Here is an 18,920-nt window from a genome sequence, read left to right as displayed (position 1 = left end):
CGGGTTGAGTTCAGGCGAGCGCGGTGTCGGCGGGGCCGAGATCGAGGGGAACGCCGACCGTGGTCTGTGCGGTGCTCGGCTCGGAGCGGATCGTCACCGTGTCGCCGTCGATGGAGAAGCGCACGTCCATGCCGGCCGCTCGCGCCACGAGCCCGGCATAGAAGGCCAGGATGCCGTGGGCGTCGACGCCGTGTTCCGGCGTGCCGGCGATCAGCGACTCGACATGGGGCGGGATGCGGGCATGGGAACCCTTCGCCCGCAGCAGCAGCGTCGGTGCCTCGCCGTCGCCCGTGACCTGCACGTCGAGGACGCCGCCGCGGGGAATGGCGCTCGTCGCGATCACGACGAGGTTGAGGAGCAGCTTGACCTTGTTCTTGGGATAGAGCGCCTGCGGCGCGCTCCAGGTGAGTTGCGTCTTCTCGTCGCCGAACATGCCGCGCGACACCTTTTCGGCATCGGCGAGGTCGATCGAGGCGCCGGCCGATCCGGCCGCTCCGAAGGCGATGCGGGCGAATTGCAGGCGCGCGGAGGCGTGGCGCGCGCTCTTGCGGATGAGGTCCAGGGCGAACTCGCGCATGGAGGCGTCGCTCTCGTCCTCGAGCACCTCCAGCCCGTTCACGATGGCGCCGACGGGGCTGATGACATCATGGCAGACGCGCGAGCACAGCAGCGCCGAGAGGTCGAGGGCATCGAGGGTAACGGCTGTCATGGCGCGCTCCGCGCAAGGCATCAGGCTGTGGGGGGATCACGCATCTGTGCGGTTCGGTCTTAACGCACCGATAACCGTCGCATCGTGCTTTGAAAAGCGGCAGGGCAACCGGCATGGGCCGGGTCGACAAGCGCCGCCGTTCACACCATGTCTCCCTGATGACACTCCCGGCCCAGGACCGCGCGCGGATCGCCACCATCCTCACCGAGATCGCCTGCGAGGCCGGTGAGATCCTTCGTGCCTATCACGGCGGAGACTGCCCGCACGTGGTCAAGCCGGATGGATCGCCCGCGAGTGCGGCCGATCACGCATCGGAGGAGCTGATCCTGGCGGCTCTCGCGCGGCACTGGCCGGGCATCCCCGTGGTGGCAGAGGAGAGCACTCACGATCGCTCGCCCGCGGACCTGTTCTTCCTGGTCGATCCCCTCGACGGCACCAGCGATTTCCTGGCCGGCAACATCGAGTACTCCGTCAATATCGCTCTCATCGAGGGCGACCGACCGGTGGCTGCGGCGCTGGCGGCGCCCGGCCTCGACCGGGTCTGGGGAGCGGGCGTCGACGCGGTCGAGGCGACGATCATCGAGGGCCGCCCCGGAATCGCGCGCCCGATCGCGGTGCGGACGAAGCCGGAGGACGGGCTCGTCGCCCTGGTGAGCCGCCGCCACGGCGACACCGAGACGGAGGCATGCCTGGTCCGCCTCGATGTGGGTCACCGCCGGAAGGCCGCCTCGGCCCTCAAGTTCTGCCTGATCGCCTCCGGAGAAGCCGACGTCTACGTTCGGTGTGGCCCGACGATGGAATGGGACACCGCCGCCGGCGACCACGTCCTGACGGCGGCCGGCGGATGTGTTCTCGTGGCATCCGGCGAGAGCATTACCTACGGACATCACGACCTTTATTATCGCAACGGCCCCTTCGCCGCCCTCGGGCAGGCTTCCTACGCGAAGGGCCTCGTCCTGCCCGATCGTGTCCGCGCTGTGCGCGGCGGCCTGGCGGCGGCAACACGCTCTGCCTGATCGGCGGCGTCGACCGAGGCGGCGGTCGATACCCACGGAGGTTTCGTCCAATCATGAGAACGGCCGCCCGAGAGCGGCCGTTCTGTCGTCGGGCCGATGCCGGCGCGGCTACCGGATGATGTCTCGCTTCTCGCGCTCGGCCAGGCTCGGCTCGGCCCCGAGCAGGGTGCGCCCGCTCTCCGTATCGAGTCCCGTCGTGGTGGAACCGGCCGCGCCGATGCGCGTGGAGCCGATCTCACCGGTCGCGGGCCGCGCCTCCCCGATCGTCCCGCCGGTCCAACCCTCAGAACGCCAGTTCTGCGCGCGCTGATCGAGATCGATCGACCCGTGCCCCGCCAGCAAGGCGGTGACGCGCTCGGCCCGCGACTCATCGGTGCGCACCGTCACCAGGGTGCCGCCGCGTCGTACGCCCTCGGCATAATGTTCGGCCTCGGCGTCGCTGAGGCCGGCCCCTGTCAGTGCGCCGAGGAGACCGCCGGTGGCGGCGCCGACGCCTGCTCCGGTCAGGGTGGCGACGAGCCAGCCGGCCGCCACCACGGGGCCGACACCCGGAATGGCCATCAGGCCGAGGCCGGCGAGAAGACCGACGCCGCCACCGAGCACCGTGCCGAGGGTCGCCCCGGTGCCGGCGCCGTCGGAGGCATCGCTCTCCTCGTCCACGTCCTTGGTCTGGCCGTGCCGGGTCTCGTGCGAGGTCACGCCGGCGTGCCGGTCGCCCTCGTTGCTGGCGACGATGCTGATATCGCCATGCGGCACGCCGGCCGCCTCGATGGCATCCACCGCCCGGGCGGCGGCGTCGTAATCGTCGAACAAACCGGTGATGGTACGGGTCGCCATGGGATCACTCCTCTCGAATGGGTTGGGCAAGGCCCGGAGGGCCTCGGGGATCGAGGGCTACTGCGCGGCGACGTTGCCCTTGTAGTCCATGCCGATGGTGACGGGCTTGCCGGCATGCTCGGCCTTGCCGCGCCAGATGCCGGTCTCGTCCTTGGTCAGGTCCTTGACCTCGCCGAAGCCCATCTTGGCGAAGCGCTCCTTGACCTGGCCCTCGGTGAAGCTGTTGGCCCCCGATTCTAGCGCCTGGCCGACGGCGCCGGTATGGGGCGCGCCCTCTTTCGCCGCTGGGGCAGCGGGCTTGGCGTCGGGTGCCGGTGCGGCGGGAGCCTGGGCGAAAACGGCACCCGTGCCGACGAGGAGAGCGGCACAGATCAGGGGAAGGCGCATGGGACGGTCCTCGAATGGATTCGGATGGCTGTCCGCTCAAGCCATCTTGCCGAGTCCTGGTTCCAGCCGAAGTCGTGGTTCCACTTTGGCCGGACACGAACCGCGCCCCCGTTAACGCGACGCTAACCCTGAACCCGGCAAATCTTGCCGGGTCCGGATCCCGCCACGCGAGGCGCCAGAGTCCGCGAGGGGCAGCGATGAGCGAAGCGGCAACACCGGCCCGGGTCGGCGAATTTACCGGCTTCGCGATGCCGACGCGCGCCAACATCAACGCCTTCTCCAAGCGGACCGACCTGTTCTTCGCCACTGCCGTGATGGGTATCCTCACGGTGCTGATCTTCCCGCTGCCGGCGTTCCTGCTCGATCTCCTGCTCGCCGTCTCGATCATCATCTCGGTGCTGATCATGATGACAGGCCTGTTCATCGACAACCCGCTCGAATTCACCGTCTTTCCGACCCTGCTCCTCGTCGCGACCCTGCTGCGCCTAGCCCTCAACCTCGCCTCGACCCGCCTCATCCTCGGCCACGGCCACGAGGGCACGGCGGCGGCGGGCCACGTCATCGAGGCCTTCGGCAACTTCGTGATGGGCGGCAACTTCGTCATCGGGATCATCGTGTTCGCGATCCTGATCATCGTGAACTTCGTCGTGATCACGAAGGGCTCGGGCCGCATCGCCGAGGTCGCCGCCCGATTCACCCTCGACGCCATGCCGGGCAAGCAGATGGCCATCGACGCCGACCTTTCGGCCGGCCTCATCGACGAGAAGGCCGCCAAGACCCGTCGCGCGGCGCTGGAGGAGGAATCCTCGTTCTTCGGCGCCATGGACGGCGCTTCGAAGTTCGTGCGCGGAGACGCGGTGGCGGCCCTGCTCATCACCTTCATCAACGTCATCGGCGGCATCATCATCGGCGTGGCCCAGCAAGGCATGCCGTTCATGCAGGCAGCCAAGACCTACACGCTCCTCACGATCGGCGACGGGCTAGCCTCGCAGGTGCCGGCCCTCATCGTCTCCACGGCGGCCGGCATCCTCGTCTCGAAGGCGGGCGTAAAGGGCTCGGCCGACAAGGCGCTCGGCAAGCAGCTCGCGAACTACCCGAAGGCGCTCGGCATGTCGGCGATCGTCATGATCCTGATCGCGATCCTGCCGGGCATGCCGATGCTGCCGTTCCTAGGGTTGGCCGGTGCCTCGGGCTACGCCGCCTGGAAGATCGCCAAGATCGCCCGCGAGGCTCCCCCGCTCGACGCCGACGGCGCACCCATGGACGCCACCGCGGTCGCCGCCGCCCAGGCCGCCAAGGAGGAGACGGTCAACGATCTCCTCAAGCTCGACGACCTCAAGCTCGAGATGGGCTACGCACTTCTCGCCCTCGTCAACGGCCCCGAGGGGCAGGACCGGCTGACCGATCAGATCAAGGCCCTGCGCCGCCAGCTCGCGGCCGAACTCGGCTTTGTGATGCCCTCGGTGCGCATCCTCGACAACGTCCAGCTCGACGCCAATGCCTACGTGGTACGGGTCAAGGAGATTGAAGCCGGCACCGGCCAGATCTTCCCCGGCCAGTTCATGGCGATGGACCCGATGGGCGGTCAGGTCCAGCTCCCCGGCCAGCACATGCTCGAGCCGACCTTCGGCCTACCGGCGACCTGGATCGACGCGAGCTTGCGCGACCAGGCCCAGCTCAAGGGCTATACCGTGGTCGATGCCGCGACCGTGGTCTCGACCCATCTCACCGAGATCATCAAGGCGCATGTCTCGGAACTCCTCAACCACGTCGAGGTCCAGAAGCTCATGCGCGAGCTCTCGAAGGACCACGCGGACCTTCTTAAGGAGGTGGTCCCGAGCCAGATCGGGACCACGGGAATCCAGCGCGTCCTGCAGTTCCTGCTCGCGGAGCGCGTCTCGATCCGGGATCTCGGCACGATTGTGGAGGGCATCGCGGAGGTCGCCGGCGGCGTGAAGAACCCGCGCGACATCGTCGAGCACGTCCGCGCCCGCCTCGGCCGCCAGATCTGCGCCCAGTATCAGGACGGCCAGGGCATGCTGCCGATCATCACCCTGTCGCCCGCCTGGGAGCAGGCCTTCCTCGATTCCATCGCCGGCGAGCGCGACGAGCGCTACCTTGCGATGCAGCCATCGAAGCTCACCGAGTTCGTCAACACGGTGCGCGACCGCTTCGAGACCGCCGCCCGGATGGGCGAGATGCCGGTTCTCGTCACCTCGGTCCAGGCCCGGCCCTTCGTGCGCTCGATCATCGAACGCTTCCGCCGCGAGACCCCCGTGATGAGCCAGGCCGAGATCCACCCGCGGGCGCGGTTGCGGACCGTGGGGTCGGTTTGAGCGGTTGCACGCTACACCTAACAAGCGAAAGCCGCACTTCACTCGTCATGGAGCCTCGCGCACCGAATGGCGGGCTTAAGGACTAACTGTTTCCCAGCGTAGATCGTATCGTTATGCAGGCTAGACCGTTCACTTCTAATAAACTATAACATTGACTGAAAGTAATAAAACGCTACTGGCGTTTAATTTGAATTCGAAAAGGATAGCGTGTTTCGAAGTCAAGAGTCGTTAATCTCTTGGCATCATGGTGCAACGAGATGTCACCGGGATACGATGTCCGCGATGCACACGAACATGAAACTTGCCCTGGCCAGCCGCGCCAACGCAGTCCGGAGGATCCGCCGGGCGGAAGGCGGTAACGTCATCATCCTCTTCGCCCTTGGCCTGCCCGTCATGTTGGGTGTAGCCGGTACGGCAATCGATTACGGCAACGCCACGCGCATCCGCGCGATCGAGCAAAGCATCAGTGACGCTACGACGCTCCTAGTGGCATCTGGGGATACTCTCGACGAGCGAAGCAAGGCTCTGACCATGGCCGAGGCGCAACTCAGAAGCCAGCTCGGTAGCCAAGTGGAAGTTTTGCCAATACAGCCGCCCGTCTGGAGCGGATCGGACGTCAAGCTCACCATCAGCACCAAGATGAAGACGGCGCTCGTACATCTCCTCCCCGGCATGCCCCGAGAGATGCAGATCGACGTTGTCACTAAGGTAAACCGGGTTGCCGCTCAATATGAGACTGAGTCGCCTAAGGTCGTGCAACTTACTCCGAGCGCAGCCGACTTCAATGTGATCTATTCGTATTGCTACTCGTCAAAGGCCAGTCGCCAAAACGATGCCGACAAGGGCCGACGTGGTTTCGTTGCAATCGCCGATAACGCCGCGATCGGCACGCCTCAGACGGATTACAGTCGGAACGCACCGACCAAATGCGAGGATAACGAAGCACAGAGCTACATGCTCAAAAACGTTTGGAACGGTAACTCAGATCCAAGCAAGCGCACAAATAGAAACGAGCCGAATTACGAATATTTCGCGGATAATACTATTGATCAGGGCACAGGAGTAATCGCGACCCGGGTAACTGGCAGTCAGGTTCTTGCAAGCAATAGCCGCATCGCGGTAGACACAGTAAAGTATCAGATGTTAGAGACAATTGTATGTGATACGTTGAATGAATGCAAATCAAAACAGTATGGCGGTATTCTTCCGAATTCAAACACAAAGCACAGTCCTTCGATAGCAAAGAACTCATGCTCAGAAGGCAAGTACCTCTATTACGGCTGGGAAGACCGGAACGCTGGTGCCGATCAGGATTATGACGATATTCGGCTCGTCGTCTCGTGTCCGAAGCAGGTCAAGGTCGCTGACAAGCAACTTCGCATCGTGGAGTGATAGGCACAGCGGCATGAGCGGAGGCTGCACCATAGAGTGTGTTGTGCGGTGCCGGCACCGCGTCGAAGGCTTCCTGGCCGACAGCCGGGGCGCCAGCGCCGTGGAATTCGCGCTCGTCTGCCTCCCCTTTCTCTCCGTATTCGGGGCCATCATCCAAATAGGCCTTGTTTCTTGGGCAGGACAGAACCTGGACAACAGCCTTCAGACCGCCGTCCGGAAGCTGTATGTCGGGTCGTTCCAGAGTAGCAATCAGGGCGGCAGCAGCGCGACCAACCTCGCGAGCCTGAAGGCACAGGTCTGCGGCTCCGGCGGCAACGTATTTTCCTGCCAGGATTTGAAGCTCGACGTCACTCTCGCCAGTTCCTTCGCAGCCGGCACGGCGCCAGATCCGTTCGACGCAGCGACAAAAGATTGGAGCGCCGGTTTCGGCTCACACTACGCCTGCGCCAAGCCCGGCGACATCGTTGTCGTGACTGCGGCCGTGAAATACCCGCTCTTTTTTAGCTTCCTGAACTTTGGGGCAGCCTCGTTCGCCGACGGTTCGCTCCTGGTGCAATCGAGTTCGGTCTTCCGCACCGAGCCGTATCAGTCCTCCGGCGCATGCTGAATCGCGGCATGAAGAAGGACATGATCCCGGTCGGTCCGCGTGAGTATCCTGGCCGACGGCGATCCCTTAGCTTCGCCCGGGATCAAGCGGGCGTTTCGGCTATAGAATTCGCCCTCGTCGTACCGGTCATGCTCCTCATCTTTGTCGGCATGGCCGAGTTGGTCCGCGCCCTTGACAACTGGCGTAAGGTATCTGTCGCGACGCGCGCGATCTCGGATCTCACCTCGCAAGGTGATTCGCAGAACCCCGTCCGATCCGACCTGATGAACGATATCCTTGCCTCGGCCCGTCCGATTCTGCGGCCATTCGACGGCCGCACGGCCAAGATCGTCGTGAGCGCCATGGGCGTCAGCCTTATCAATCCGGCCCTACCGCCCCAGGTCTGTTCGAGCGTCGCCTCCGGCAACGCCACCGCCCGCGGCAGAGGACTCGCCCTCGACCTGACAGTCCCAACCGGAATGGGCCTGCCGGGAATGCGCTACATCCTGGTTGAGGTGACGATGCCCTACACGCCGATGCTCGGCAGCGCCATCATCGATCTCTTTGGGAAGAACGGTGGTCAGGTCATGCTGAGCGCGAGTATGCCCTGGCCGGTCCGCAAGGGAGATACGTTCGCGCCAAGCGTATATCCGGAGATTATCCTGCCCAACGGCGTCCGCTGCTGAGAAAGCGCCGGGAAGGAACCAGTTAGACAATCGGGTTCCTGGGGCCTGGTCCTAGAACGCCATGCGTTCACACGACCTTCTTCTCCAGCCGTTGCTCGAGCTTGATCGGATCAAGGCCCGGCGCCACGATCGGCGGTGCGGGCACAGCCGCATCCGGCTTGCCGTTTCCTCGAAACGCTTTCGCCAAGTTCGCCCGCTCGAAAAGCAGCACCGTGACGATGGCCAGGGCGAAGGGGATCAGCAGATAGAGCAGGCGGAACACCAGGAGGGCCGCGAGCACGTCGACCTTGGGCAGGTCGGGCATCGCCGTGAGGAAGATGATCTCGAAGACCCCGAGGCCGCCGGGCGAGTGCGAGGCCAGGGCCGCGGAGAACGAGGCGAGGAACACCGCCAGCACCACGACGAAGCCAGGATTCCCGACCTCCGGCAACGCGAAATAGATGATGCCGGCTGCCCCCAGCAGTTCGAGGGGGGCGGCCACGAGCTGGCGGACCATGATGTTGGGGCGCGGGTATTCGAGCTTGAACTTGCGGATCGTCAGCGGCTTCAGGCGCAGCAGCGAGCCGAACACGTAGAGCCCGACGAAGCCGAGCATCAGCGCGCCGACGACCCGCGCCGTGGTCGGGTTGGTGAGGGCCGCCGGGAGCTTGCCTTCGAGACGCGTGAGCAGTTCCGGGTTGAAGGTCAGGACCAGGCCGCCGAGCAGCAGGGTGCCGAGGCCGAAGGTGAACGAGCACAACGCCACGAGGACGGCGACCTGCGCCGCCGTCAGCCCCTTGGCCGAGTAGGCGCGGTACCGCACCAGGGCGCCCGAGAAGACCGAAGCGCCGATATTGTGCGAGAGCGCATAGGTGGTGAAGGAGCAGACCGACACGAAGAGCCACGAGATGTGGCGCACGCCGAGATGAAGCAGCGCGATCCGGTCGTACCAGGCCAAAGCCATGTAGGCGACGACGGTGGAGAGGAAGGCGAACAGATAATTGTGGTGCGGGATCGCCCTGAGGCTGTTCTCGACCTCGGCCAGCGAGATCCCCTGAAGCTCTCGGTAGAGCAGGTAGCCCGACCCTACGAGGGCGACGAGGCCGATCAGCGGCCACGCAAAGTCTTTGATTGTCTTCATCACCGACCGGTCGAATCCCTCAAGGGGGCCTACCTGCACGACACTTCGGCGTGCTGCAAGCGAGACCGGCGAGCCCCGCTCCCGCGCGGCTCTTCTCACGAGATCATGACGCTTTCGTGCCGCCCCTCCGCTGAGCGGAGGTCACTGCCGGCGTCAGGCGCGGATGCGGGACAACCCGATGCCGTCCATGGCCGCCTGGTCGCGGAGGTTCTCCGCCGCGCGCTCGGCGTTGCGCTCGCGGTCTTCCAGGATCTCGATCTTCTTGAGTTCCTCGAAAGCTTCGCCGAGTTCGGCCTTGGCTTCCGTGAGCTGCCCTTCCAGAGCGGCGGCGGAATGGCGCATATTGTCCCGGCGGGTCGCGGCGGCCCGGGCATAGGTCGGATAGGCGAAGTGGCTGAGATCGGAGATGCCGGCCCGGCTCTCCTCGTGGGCGACTTCGCGGTCGAGCTCCAGCGCCATGCGGGTGAAGTCGGCCATCATCATCTCGATCTGGGTCACACGGCGACGCTTCTCGTCGACCTGGAAGCGACGCAGCCGGATCAGCGTGTCACGCGATTTCATGTTGACGGTTCCACTGTTACGCAACTCGGCCGAGCGATGCCGGGGCATCCGCGGTCCGGATCGAGGCCGACCGCGCGGCGATCCGTTACGGACCGCCCACGATCTCCGCGAGCCGCGAATAACCATCCCCGATCGAAGTTGCTTCTTCCTTACCCTGACCCAGAAAAGCCTCCATAGCGGGCATCAGGGCGATGGCCTCGTCCACTTCCGGCGAGGCGCCGGCCCGGTAGGCCCCGAGCCGGATCAGCTCCTCCATGTCGGCGTAGGTGGAGAGCAGCCGCCGCGCCCGGCGCACCGTGGGGAGGTGGGCGGGGTCGCAGGCCCTCGGCATGGTCCGCGAGACGGAGCGCAGGACGTTGATGGCGGGATAGCGCCCGCGCTCGGCGATGCCGCGCTCCATCACGATATGCCCGTCGAGGATGCCGCGCACGGCGTCGGCCACGGGCTCGTTGTGGTCGTCCCCCTCCACGAGGACGGTGAACAGGCCGGAGATCGCGCCGGCACCGATTCCGGGGCCGGCGCGCTCGAGAAGGCGCGGCAACTCGCTGAACACGGTCGGCGTGTAGCCCTTGGCGGTGGGCGGCTCTCCGGCGGCGAGCCCGATGTCGCGCTGGGCCATGGCGAAGCGCGTGATCGAATCGATCATGCACAGGACCTGTGCGCCCTGGTCGCGAAAATGCTCGGCCACCGCGAGGGTGACGTAGGCCGCGTTGCGCCGCATCAGAGCCGGCTCGTCGGAGGTCGCCACCACGACCACGGAGCGCGCGAGGCCGGCCGGGCCGAGGTCGTCCTGCAGGAACTCTTGCACCTCGCGCCCGCGCTCGCCGACGAGGCCGATCACCGCCACGTCGGCGGCGGTATAGCGCGCGAGCATCGAGAGCAGCACCGACTTGCCGACCCCCGAGCCCGCGAAGATGCCCATGCGCTGGCCGGCGCACATGGTCAGGAAGGTGTTGATGCAGCGGATGCCGAGATCGAGCGGGGGGCCGACGCGCTTGCGGGCATGGGCCGGCGGCGGGTCGGCGCGCAGGGGATAGACGACCGGGCCGGCGGGGAGGGGGCCGAGCCCGTCGATGGGCCGGCCCAGGGCATCGACGGTGCGGCCGAGCCAGGCCGGCGAGGGCCGGATCGCCCCGGCGGCCTCGTCTCGCACGATCGCCGGGCAGCCGCGGCGCACGCCTTCGAGGGAGCCGAACGGCATGGCGAGCGCCCGGTCTCCCTGGAAGCCGATGATCTCGCAAGGGACGCAAGCCTCGGCGCCGCTGCCCTCGACGCTGATGTCGAGCCGTCCGCCGAGCCGCATCGCCGAGACGGGGCCTGCCACCTCGATCAGCAGGCCCTTGATGGCGACGACGCGGCCAAAGGTCTCCAGGGCCTGCACACCCTCCAAGGCCCTCAGGGCAGCGGAGAGGCCGAGTCGTCCCGCCCCCGGCCTTCGATCCGCCATCGCCAGCTCCCGTGTCTGCGCCAGCGACCTTGTGCGAAACTGGCAACGTTTCGTTTACCTCCCTCCTTAACACTGCGGCCATCGGGGGGGGCAGCGGCGGAGGTTCCTCGTTCGGGAATCTTTCGACGATGCCGCCCGATCGGCGCCGTCACCGTGGCCTTCTGGTGACATGCCGCGTTAAACGCTTTTGGAAGAGACACATCGCTGACTTTTCGCCTGCCGCTGCCCGAACCGGGATCGTCGTTCGCAGGAACAGACCGACAACGGAACGAGGAGCGGGTGTCATGCCCCGAATTCAGGGCTTGCCACGGAGAATCAGGTTTTGTTAACGATTAATCATTAGCGTTTGACATCGATGACGAGGGAACGTCCGCCACGGGCCGGTGGTGGGCGAACAGCGGGGGCTTGCCCAAACGCTGAGCACGGCCGGCTGTGCTGGGGACCGACGATGCGGGTACTTCTGATCGAGGACGACAGCGCAACCGCGCAGAGCATCGAACTGATGCTCAAGTCGGAGAACTTCAACACCTACACCACGGATCTGGGTGAGGAAGGCATCGACCTCGGCAAGCTGTATGATTACGACATCATCCTGCTTGACCTGAACCTGCCCGACATGTCGGGCTACGAGGTGCTGCGCAACCTGCGGGTCGCCAAGGTCAAGACGCCGATCCTGATCCTGTCCGGCTTAGGTGGCATCGAGGACAAGGTGAAGGGCCTCGGCTTCGGGGCCGACGACTACCTCACCAAGCCCTTCCACAAGGACGAGCTCGTCGCCCGCATCCACGCGATCGTGCGACGCTCGAAGGGCCACGCCCAGTCGGTGATCACCACGGGCGACCTCATCGTCAACCTCGATCAGAAGACCGTCGAGGTCGCCGGCTCCCGCGTCCACCTCACGGGCAAGGAGTACGGGATGCTGGAGCTGCTTGCCCTGCGGCAGGGCTCGACGATCACGAAAGAGATGTTCCTCAACCATCTCTACGGCGGCATGGACGAGCCCGAACTCAAGATCATCGACGTGTTCATCTGCAAGCTGCGCAAGAAGCTCGCCAACGCCTCCTCGGGCAAGAACTACATCGAGACGGTCTGGGGCCGCGGCTACGTGCTTCGCGAGCCGATGGACAACGAGGACCGCATCGCGGTCTGACGCGGTCGTCGCGCTGCCTCGAACCGACGACGAACGGCCCCGCTCCGGCGGGGCTTTTTCATGGGAGGGTGTGAGTCGCGGAACCTGGCCTCCGTGATCCCGGTCACGCTCGAATGCCCACCGGCCCGCTTCGGGTCATGCCGGCTGCAGGGCCGCTGCGACATGGCGCTGGTCCGAGAAGGGCTCGAAACTCCGTCGTCGCGCCAGATTGAACAGGTACCTCGTCTCGTCCCTCACGAGGTAGGGCGAGAAGCCGGATTTGGCGCATCCGCGAAGGGACGGCACGTTGTTGCTCTCGACGAAGGTGATGACGTAGCGGGCACCGATATCGGCCGCCCGTTCCGCGATGAGCGCCATGGCGGCCGACATGATGCCGTTGCCCCGATAGTGCACGGGCGTGTAGGCGTTCTCGAGCAGGGCGACGTCCGGAGCCAGAACCGGAAACCAGCGTTTGGGAAAGAACGACTGGATCTTGTCGTTCTGCCGTGCGCCCATCAGCCATTGGAAGTAGCAGGGCGAATCGTTGCGTTGGTCGACAGCGACGTAGCAGGTCGGGATCGCGGCCTCGAAATGGGCGCGGCGAACGGCGAGTTCGATCTTCTCCTTTCTGGTCAGAGTGGTCTGGTGCTCGGGGAACAGTGCCGGGACGTCGCTCGCCGCGAATTCACGGATGGAGATCGGAATCTTCGCCTTCGGCGGTGTCAGCGGGACCTGCAAGTCGCGACGCAAGCCGAACGTCGTCCGACGTTCATAGATCAGACCGGCGCAGCGTTTCCCGATTTCCGCGAAGCGTCTTTCGGCGACCAATTCACGCGCGACCTGGATCGCATTGACGATTGCAGTCATGGTCTCCTCCTCCACGCGAAGAGAAACTATTTTATTTCATTATATTGGTTAAAATTATTGAATTCACTAAATTCGACTAATAACGAAAATATCTTTCTCAAATATCATCGACGAATATGTATTTAATAAAAATAACATTCATTAACAAATTATCAAATACAAACAGTATGTTATTTCGAGCTACGCCGAAATTGATACGAATGCTCATGAATAGCTAAGTCGAACCGTCGATTCCTTGTGATCGGCATCAGTAGCGCTGACGACGATAGCGTCGCTATCGGCGGTCGATGAAGATCGCTGCGGAGCGGATGATGTGATGTCAGTCGGGCCTTCGCTCATCCGCCGCCGGCCTTGGATCGCAAGCCGCAGGGTGCCTGCCCTTCCGCATTCAGAGCGATCGGCTCACGGATCGGTGGCCCTCCTCGATCTCCGAGGATGCATGGCCAGTGCGCCACGGTACCGTCCCTGATCGTCCATGGCATGAGCCGGAAAGGCGAGGCCCGATCTTCCGACATCGGCATGCAATGACAACAGGATAGCGCATGCTGGCACCACGGAATGGCAGCATGCTCCAGAGCCTTGCTGTCGCATCGGTTCTACCGAAATCCGGTCCCCACTTTTCGGGCCGACGACCTAGAGGCCGACCACCCGTCGCAGCGGCGGCAGGGCGGCCGCCATGGTCGCCGAACGGGCGGCGAGGGGGGCCTGGTTGTACAGGCCGCGGTGCTGCGCACTCGGCACGAGCTTGTCGGTGAGGCCGATCACGGTCTCGGCCGCACCGAGCAGCATGGCGCCGTCCGGCGCGAGGCTGGCGCTGAGCCGACCGAGGACGTCGCCCTTGGTCGGGGCGTCGAAATAGATCAGCACGTTGCGGCAATAGATGATGTCGAAGGTGCCGAGCGACTCGAACGGATGAAGCAGGTTGAGGGGGCGGTAATCCACCATCTGGCGAAGGGTGGGCGAGATCCGCCACTGCTCGCCGATCTGCTCGAAATGCTTGACTAGGAACTGCACCGGCAGGCCGCGCTGCACCTCGAAATGGCTGTAGAGGCCGGCTTTGGCCTTATCCAGCACCTCGGTTGAGAGGTCGGTGGCGACGAGGTCGACGTTCCAGCCGGCCAGCCTTGGGCCTGCCTCCTGAAGCATCATCGCCAGGGAATAGGGTTCCTGGCCCGTTGAGGCGGCCGCGCACCAGATCCGCAGCTTGCGCTGAACCGCGCGCCGGGCGAGCGCCTCGGGCAGTAGCACGTCCTTGAACAGGTCGAAGGGCGTGCGGTCGCGAAAGAAGAAGGTCTCGTTGGTGGTCATGGCTTCGACCACCGCGCGCTCCATGGCGGCGTCGCGCGAGGACTTGAGCGCGGCGACGAGCTGAGGCAGCCCGGCGAGGTTGAACTTGCGGCAGACCGGGCCGAGCCGGCTCTCCACGAGGTAGCGCTTCTCGCCCGTGAGGGCGAGGCCGGAGCGGGTCTTGAGGTAGCTGCGCAGGAAATCGAACTCGACGTCGTTCATGCGCCCTGTCCCGTCAGAAGGTTGCGCAGGGCGCCGCCGATCTCGCCGAGCGGCAGGATCGCCTGGGCGAGGCCCGCCTTGGCGATGCTGCCCGGCATGCCCCAGACCGTGCTGGTGGCCTCGTCCTGGGCCAGCACCGCCGCACCGGCATCGGTGAGGGCCTTGGCGCCTCCGGTGCCGTCGGAGCCCATGCCGGTGAGGACCACCGCCAGGGCGGCGGCGCCGTAGATCGCGGCGGCATCGCGGAACAGCACGTCCACCGCCGGACGGCAGAAGTTCACGACCGGGCCGTCGTCGAGGCGGATGGTGATGTCGCCGCGGCTGCCGGCGAGACCCATGTGGCGGCCGCCGGGCGCCACGTAGATGCGTCCAGGCTGGAGCCGCTCGTCGGCCTTGCCTTCGGCCGCGGGAAGGCCGGTGCGCGCGCCGAGATGCTCGGCGAAGACGGCCGTGAAGACCGGCGGCATGTGCTGGACGATGAGGACCGGGAACTGCCGAAGGGTGGCGGTTCCGATCTTCTCCAGAACCTCCCCCACGGCCCGGGGTCCGCCCGTGGAGGCGCCGATGAGAAGGACGCGAGGCGGGACGCCCCGTGCCTTCGGCCGCAGGACGACGGGAGCGGCGGGACGCGGCGGTGGGGGAGGCGCACTGGCGACGTTCCCCGAGGGCAACCCGGAGGATTGGGCGGGGCGGCGCCGGGCGCGGGCGCTCCCGAACAGGCGCACCCGTTCGATGAGGTCTGAGCGGAAGACGTCGGAGGTGGTGACGCCGCGGTTGCTCTCGGGCTTGGCGAGGTAGTCCACGGCGCCGAGCGCCAGGCAGCGCAGGGAGATGTCGGCGTTGCGGGTGGTCAGGGTCGACATCATGACGACCTGGAGACCGGGGCTGCGCGCCAGCAGCAGGGGCAGGGCCTGGGTCCCGTCGAGCTCCGGCATGTCGATATCGAGGAGCACGACGTCGGGGTCGTGGCGGGCCATGGCCTCGACGGCGATGCGTCCGTTGGCGGCGGTCGCGACCACCTCGTAGCCGGCCTCCCCGAGCCAGCGCGCCACGAGGCCGCGGACGACGGCGGAATCGTCCGCGATGAGGACACGGATGCGATGACCCGACCCAACGGCGGATCCTCCATGCGCTGGAGCGTGCGACGGGGCGATGGCTGCCAGCATGGATTGATACGCTTACGCTACGCGGGACTGATGGAGGCGGCGGCTCGGACCCGAACGCGGACCGATCTGCGTCGCCTCAGGCGGCGTCGGCCTGATGGGTGAACCCGACCTGTTCGAGCTTGCAGGTGACAATGTCGCGGTCGAAGGGCTTCATGATGTATTCGTCGGCGCCCGCGTGGAGGGCGCGGGCGATGGCGCCGACATCGTTCTCGGTCGTGCAGAACAAGACCTTCGGAGTCTCCCCCGCCGGACTCTGCCGAAGGATCCTGAGAAACTCGTAGCCGTCCATCTCCGGCATATTCCAATCGAGGAGGATCACGTCCGGCATCGCCTCGGCGCAGAGGACCAGTGCCTTGGCGCCGTCCTCGGCCTCGCCGACCTTGAAGTTCATGCCTTCCAGGATCCGCCGGGCGACCTTACGGATCACGGCCGAATCGTCGACGATGAGGCAGGTTTTCATCGGATGTCTCCTCCCTGTGCCGGTCAGGCGGCGCCGGCGGCGTGGCGGGGAGCGCCGAAGGCCAGCAGCGAGTCGACGTCGAGGATCACGAGGAGACGTCCATCGAGGCGGTGGACCCCGAGTGTCAGGTCGCGCCAACGGGCGTCGAGGTTGATCGGCACCGGCTCGTGCGTGCTGCCGCCGAGCTTGAGCACCTCGCCGACGCCATCAACCACGAGGGCGAAGGTTTCCCCGCCCTGCTCCAGGCCGATGGCCATCTTCTTGCCGTCCCCGACCCGGGCGGGCAGCCCGAGGCGGCGGCGCAGGCACAGTGCCGTCACGACGCGCCCGCGCAGGTTGAGCAGGCCGACGATCTCCGGCGGCGCCAGGGGGACCGGCGTCACGCCGGCGGGGATGAAGACGTCGTGGACGCGGTCGATGGCGAGGCCGAACATGGTCTCGCCAACGAAGACCGTGACGAAGTCGTTGGTGGCGCCGGCATCCGCCTCGGCCTTGTTAGTATTTGCGGCCTGCATCATGGAACTCTCCGAACTCGGGATGCCGGTCTCAGGCGGCTTGGGCGATGGGGGCGACGTCGATCTCGGACAGGGCCTGGATCAGGCCGCTGCGGTCGAACTTCGCCACGAGGTCGACGATGCCGAGGCTGCGTGCCCGCTCGATCGCCTCGGGGCCGATCGTGCCCGTGAGGCCGATGACCGGAAGAGCAGCGACCCGCCCTTCCGCCTTGCGCATGGCGGCGACGAGATCGAAGCCGTTGCGGCCCGGCATCTCGAGGTCGCAGACCACGAGGTCGACGCGGCCATTGGTGATCATCGTGGTCAGGGCCTCCTCGGCGCTGCCGGCGGTGATCACGGTGTAGCCCGCGGCCTTGAGCACCGGGCTCAGCATGTCCCGGAAGAAGGGCGAGTCGTCCACCAGCAGCAGGGTCGAGCTGCGCTTCTCGACCTTGCGGGTGCCGCGGGTCCAGTCGTCGTAGGCGAGCGGCAGGAAGTGGGCGATGTTGATGATCTCGGTGGCGCGTCCGCGCAGGACGGCCGAGCCGATGAGGTCCGAGCGGTCCGCCGAGATCTCGACGTCGAGGCGCTCCTCGACGATGTCGACGATCTCGTCGACGACGAGGCCCATGGCGCGCTCGCCGTCCGAGAACACCACGAGGGCCTGAGTGCCCTCGGAGCGGATCTCGATGGACGCGTCGGCCGGCACCAGTGGCATGAGGCGGCCGCGATACTGGATGAGCGGACGACCGCCGACCCATTCGATCTTCGAGGCCTCGATCTCCTCGAGACGGGTGACCAGGGAGAGCGGCACCGCCTTGAAGCTGCCCGCGCCGCCGCGGAAGACGAGGAGCGTCGCCTTGGCGTCGGTGTCGACGACCTCCTCGGCCTCGGCCTCGATCGGCATGCCGCCGGCCTGCGAGCCCTGGCTGACCTGCTGGGCGATCCCGTTGGGGTCGACGATGAGCACCACGGCGCCGTCGCCCAGGATGGTGTTGCCGGCAAATAGCGGCAGGTGGCGCAGCTTGGACGACATCGGCTTCACGACGATCTCTTCCGTGTGGAAGACCTCGTCGACGAGGATGCCGAAGCGCTGGCGGCCGACCTGAGCCACCACCACGAAGCCGGAATCGATCGTCTCGATGGTCTGGTCCTGGCCGAGCACGCCGGTGAGCGTCACGATCGGCAGCAGGCGCTCGCGCAGGCGCAGCACCGGCGAACCGTTGATCCGCTCCACCGTCTGTGCCGTCGACTTGTCGACGCGCACCAGTTCGAGCACCGCGACCTGGGGCAGGGCGTAGCGCAGGTCCCCGGCCTTGACGATGAGGGCCGCGATGATCGCCAGCGTCAGCGGGATCTTGATGGTGAAGGTGGTGCCGCGCCCGAGCTGGGTGTTGATGTCGATGACGCCGCCGATGACGTCGATGTTGGTCTTGACCACGTCCATGCCGACGCCGCGGCCCGAGACCGAGGTCACCGCCTTGGCCGTCGAGAAGCCGGGATGGAAGATGAACTTCGCGACCTGGCCGTCGGTCATCCTGTCGATCTCGGCCTGGCTCGCGACGTTGCGCTCCACGGCCTTGCGGCGGATGGCGACGAGGTCGAGGCCCTTGCCGTCGTCGGCGATCTCGATCGTGATCGTGCCGCCCTCGTGATAGGCGGAGAGGCGGATCGTGCCCTTGTTGGGCTTGCCCGCGGCCTTGCGCTCGGCGGCCGACTCGATGCCGTGGTCGGCCGAGTTGCGGACCATGTGGGTGAGCGGGTCCTTGATGACTTCGAGGACCTGGCGGTCGAGCTCGGTCTCGGCGCCGTTCATCACGAGCTCGATCGACTTGCCGAGTTCGGACGACAGGTCGCGAACGACGCGCGGCAGCTTCTGCCAGGCGTTGCCGATCGGCTGCATGCGGGTCTTCATGACGCCTTCCTGCAGCTCGGCGGTGACGTGCGAGAGCCGCTGCAGCGGGACCTTGTAGGTCGAATCGTCGTGGCGGCGGGCGATCTCGAGAAGCTGGTTGCGGGTCAGCACCAGCTCGGAGACCATCGTCATCAGGTGCTCGAGGGTGTCGACGTTCACGCGGATCGTCTGCACCTTGGCGATGCCGCCTTCGCCATCGCCGGTGGAGGCGGCGGGAGCCTCGGGGGCGACCTTGGCGACCGGCGCCGGCACCACGACCGGTGCGGGCTCGGGCTCGGGTTCGGGCAGAGCCGCCGGGGCGGA

The 18,920-nt window shown here is 66.0% G+C and carries 18 protein-coding genes; 6 read left to right on the top strand and 12 right to left on the bottom strand.

Going from position 1 to position 18,920, the window contains the following annotated elements; all coding sequences use genetic code 11:
• Positions 1-10: 10 nt before the first annotated feature.
• A complete protein-coding gene (gene chpT / locus ACFE7U_RS03425; protein ID WP_375408329.1) occupies positions 11-709 on the bottom strand; it encodes a histidine phosphotransferase ChpT in 699 nt (232 codons plus the stop codon).
• Positions 710-867: 158 nt separating this feature from the next.
• On the opposite strand from chpT, the gene ACFE7U_RS03420 reads away from it, so the two are divergent.
• Positions 868-1,725 carry a 3'(2'),5'-bisphosphate nucleotidase CysQ gene (locus ACFE7U_RS03420; protein ID WP_375408328.1) on the top strand — a complete coding sequence of 286 codons (858 nt, stop codon included), beginning with the start codon at positions 868-870 and terminating at the stop codon, positions 1,723-1,725.
• A 108-nt stretch (positions 1,726-1,833) separates the two neighbouring features.
• On the opposite strand, the gene ACFE7U_RS03415 is transcribed toward ACFE7U_RS03420, so the two are convergent.
• Both ACFE7U_RS03415 and ACFE7U_RS03410 read right to left on the bottom strand, forming a co-directional pair.
• Positions 1,834-2,562, bottom strand: a complete 729-nt coding sequence (locus ACFE7U_RS03415; RefSeq protein ID WP_375408327.1) for a hypothetical protein — start codon at positions 2,560-2,562, stop codon at positions 1,834-1,836.
• 57 nt (positions 2,563-2,619) lie between these two features.
• Entirely contained in the window at positions 2,620-2,949 is a 330-nt protein-coding gene (locus ACFE7U_RS03410) for a hypothetical protein (protein WP_375408326.1), read from the bottom strand.
• A gap of 197 nt (positions 2,950-3,146) precedes the next feature.
• On the opposite strand from ACFE7U_RS03410, the gene flhA reads away from it, so the two are divergent.
• The 4 genes from flhA (at position 3,147) to ACFE7U_RS03390 (ending at position 7,949) form a co-directional block, all read left to right on the top strand.
• Positions 3,147-5,285, top strand: a complete 2,139-nt coding sequence (gene flhA / locus ACFE7U_RS03405; RefSeq protein WP_375408325.1) for a flagellar biosynthesis protein FlhA — start codon at positions 3,147-3,149, stop codon at positions 5,283-5,285.
• Between the two features lie 294 nt (positions 5,286-5,579).
• Positions 5,580-6,677 carry a TadE/TadG family type IV pilus assembly protein gene (locus tag ACFE7U_RS03400; protein WP_375408324.1) on the top strand — a complete coding sequence of 366 codons (1,098 nt, stop codon included), beginning with the start codon at positions 5,580-5,582 and terminating at the stop codon, positions 6,675-6,677.
• 13 nt (positions 6,678-6,690) lie between these two features.
• Positions 6,691-7,284: a TadE/TadG family type IV pilus assembly protein gene (locus ACFE7U_RS03395; RefSeq protein ID WP_375408323.1), complete on the top strand. Its 594-nt coding sequence runs from the start codon at positions 6,691-6,693 to the stop codon at positions 7,282-7,284.
• Between the two features lie 8 nt (positions 7,285-7,292).
• The gene (locus tag ACFE7U_RS03390; RefSeq protein ID WP_375408322.1) at positions 7,293-7,949 is read left to right on the top strand and encodes a TadE/TadG family type IV pilus assembly protein; all 657 of its coding nucleotides are present in this window, start codon (positions 7,293-7,295) and stop codon (positions 7,947-7,949) included.
• Between the two features lie 67 nt (positions 7,950-8,016).
• On the opposite strand, the gene ACFE7U_RS03385 is transcribed toward ACFE7U_RS03390, so the two are convergent.
• The 3 genes from ACFE7U_RS03385 to fliI all read right to left on the bottom strand — a co-directional run bounded on the left by ACFE7U_RS03385 (position 8,017) and on the right by fliI (position 11,077).
• The gene (locus ACFE7U_RS03385) at positions 8,017-9,069 is read right to left on the bottom strand and encodes a lysylphosphatidylglycerol synthase domain-containing protein (protein ID WP_375408321.1); all 1,053 of its coding nucleotides are present in this window, start codon (positions 9,067-9,069) and stop codon (positions 8,017-8,019) included.
• A 153-nt stretch (positions 9,070-9,222) separates the two neighbouring features.
• Entirely contained in the window at positions 9,223-9,630 is a 408-nt protein-coding gene (gene fliJ / locus ACFE7U_RS03380; protein WP_375408320.1) for a flagellar export protein FliJ, read from the bottom strand.
• Positions 9,631-9,715: 85 nt separating this feature from the next.
• Positions 9,716-11,077: a flagellar protein export ATPase FliI gene (fliI, locus tag ACFE7U_RS03375; RefSeq protein ID WP_375408319.1), complete on the bottom strand. Its 1,362-nt coding sequence runs from the start codon at positions 11,075-11,077 to the stop codon at positions 9,716-9,718.
• 448 nt (positions 11,078-11,525) lie between these two features.
• On the opposite strand from fliI, the gene ctrA reads away from it, so the two are divergent.
• Positions 11,526-12,227 (top strand): response regulator transcription factor CtrA, encoded by a 702-nt coding sequence (ctrA, locus tag ACFE7U_RS03370; RefSeq protein ID WP_375408318.1) that lies wholly within the window; start codon positions 11,526-11,528, stop codon positions 12,225-12,227.
• Positions 12,228-12,362: 135 nt separating this feature from the next.
• On the opposite strand, the gene ACFE7U_RS03365 is transcribed toward ctrA, so the two are convergent.
• The 6 genes from ACFE7U_RS03365 to ACFE7U_RS03340 all read right to left on the bottom strand — a co-directional run.
• The gene (locus ACFE7U_RS03365) at positions 12,363-13,073 is read right to left on the bottom strand and encodes a GNAT family N-acetyltransferase (protein WP_375408317.1); all 711 of its coding nucleotides are present in this window, start codon (positions 13,071-13,073) and stop codon (positions 12,363-12,365) included.
• Between the two features lie 633 nt (positions 13,074-13,706).
• Positions 13,707-14,582, bottom strand: coding sequence for a CheR family methyltransferase (locus tag ACFE7U_RS03360; RefSeq protein WP_375408316.1), 876 nt, complete (start codon positions 14,580-14,582; stop codon positions 13,707-13,709).
• Positions 14,579-15,748, bottom strand: a complete 1,170-nt coding sequence (locus ACFE7U_RS03355) for a chemotaxis response regulator protein-glutamate methylesterase (RefSeq protein WP_375408315.1) — start codon at positions 15,746-15,748, stop codon at positions 14,579-14,581. Before ACFE7U_RS03355 ends, ACFE7U_RS03360 begins: the two co-directional genes overlap by 4 nt.
• A gap of 76 nt (positions 15,749-15,824) precedes the next feature.
• Positions 15,825-16,208: a PleD family two-component system response regulator gene (locus tag ACFE7U_RS03350; protein ID WP_375408314.1), complete on the bottom strand. Its 384-nt coding sequence runs from the start codon at positions 16,206-16,208 to the stop codon at positions 15,825-15,827.
• Positions 16,209-16,231: 23 nt separating this feature from the next.
• Positions 16,232-16,723, bottom strand: coding sequence for a chemotaxis protein CheW (locus tag ACFE7U_RS03345; protein ID WP_375408348.1), 492 nt, complete (start codon positions 16,721-16,723; stop codon positions 16,232-16,234).
• Positions 16,724-16,754: 31 nt separating this feature from the next.
• Positions 16,755-18,920, bottom strand: a 2,166-nt coding sequence (locus ACFE7U_RS03340) for a chemotaxis protein CheW (protein ID WP_375408313.1), incomplete at its 5' end; no start/stop codon positions are given.

It is taken from the genome of uncultured Methylobacterium sp. (assembly GCF_964251405.1).
GTDB lineage: Bacteria > Pseudomonadota > Alphaproteobacteria > Rhizobiales > Beijerinckiaceae > Methylobacterium.
This window is presented reverse-complemented; position numbering and strand designations above follow the sequence as displayed.

Excerpts from the sequence above, each read along its gene's own strand:
- chpT (WP_375408329.1), bottom strand. The coding sequence starts at position 709 with ATGACAGCCGTTACCCTCGATGCCCTCGACCTCTCGGCGCTGCTGTGC.
- ACFE7U_RS03420 (WP_375408328.1), top strand. The coding sequence starts at position 868 with ATGACACTCCCGGCCCAGGACCGCGCGCGGATCGCCACCATCCTCACC.
- ACFE7U_RS03415 (WP_375408327.1), bottom strand. The coding sequence starts at position 2,562 with ATGGCGACCCGTACCATCACCGGTTTGTTCGACGATTACGACGCCGCC.
- ACFE7U_RS03410 (WP_375408326.1), bottom strand. The coding sequence starts at position 2,949 with ATGCGCCTTCCCCTGATCTGTGCCGCTCTCCTCGTCGGCACGGGTGCC.
- flhA (WP_375408325.1), top strand. The coding sequence starts at position 3,147 with ATGAGCGAAGCGGCAACACCGGCCCGGGTCGGCGAATTTACCGGCTTC.
- ACFE7U_RS03400 (WP_375408324.1), top strand. The coding sequence starts at position 5,580 with ATGAAACTTGCCCTGGCCAGCCGCGCCAACGCAGTCCGGAGGATCCGC.
- ACFE7U_RS03395 (WP_375408323.1), top strand. The coding sequence starts at position 6,691 with ATGAGCGGAGGCTGCACCATAGAGTGTGTTGTGCGGTGCCGGCACCGC.
- ACFE7U_RS03390 (WP_375408322.1), top strand. The coding sequence starts at position 7,293 with ATGAAGAAGGACATGATCCCGGTCGGTCCGCGTGAGTATCCTGGCCGA.
- ACFE7U_RS03385 (WP_375408321.1), bottom strand. The coding sequence starts at position 9,069 with ATGAAGACAATCAAAGACTTTGCGTGGCCGCTGATCGGCCTCGTCGCC.
- fliJ (WP_375408320.1), bottom strand. The coding sequence starts at position 9,630 with ATGAAATCGCGTGACACGCTGATCCGGCTGCGTCGCTTCCAGGTCGAC.
- fliI (WP_375408319.1), bottom strand. The coding sequence starts at position 11,077 with ATGGCGGATCGAAGGCCGGGGGCGGGACGACTCGGCCTCTCCGCTGCC.
- ctrA (WP_375408318.1), top strand. The coding sequence starts at position 11,526 with ATGCGGGTACTTCTGATCGAGGACGACAGCGCAACCGCGCAGAGCATC.
- ACFE7U_RS03365 (WP_375408317.1), bottom strand. The coding sequence starts at position 13,073 with ATGACTGCAATCGTCAATGCGATCCAGGTCGCGCGTGAATTGGTCGCC.
- ACFE7U_RS03360 (WP_375408316.1), bottom strand. The coding sequence starts at position 14,582 with ATGAACGACGTCGAGTTCGATTTCCTGCGCAGCTACCTCAAGACCCGC.
- ACFE7U_RS03355 (WP_375408315.1), bottom strand. The coding sequence starts at position 15,748 with ATGCTGGCAGCCATCGCCCCGTCGCACGCTCCAGCGCATGGAGGATCC.
- ACFE7U_RS03350 (WP_375408314.1), bottom strand. The coding sequence starts at position 16,208 with ATGAAAACCTGCCTCATCGTCGACGATTCGGCCGTGATCCGTAAGGTC.
- ACFE7U_RS03345 (WP_375408348.1), bottom strand. The coding sequence starts at position 16,723 with ATGCAGGCCGCAAATACTAACAAGGCCGAGGCGGATGCCGGCGCCACC.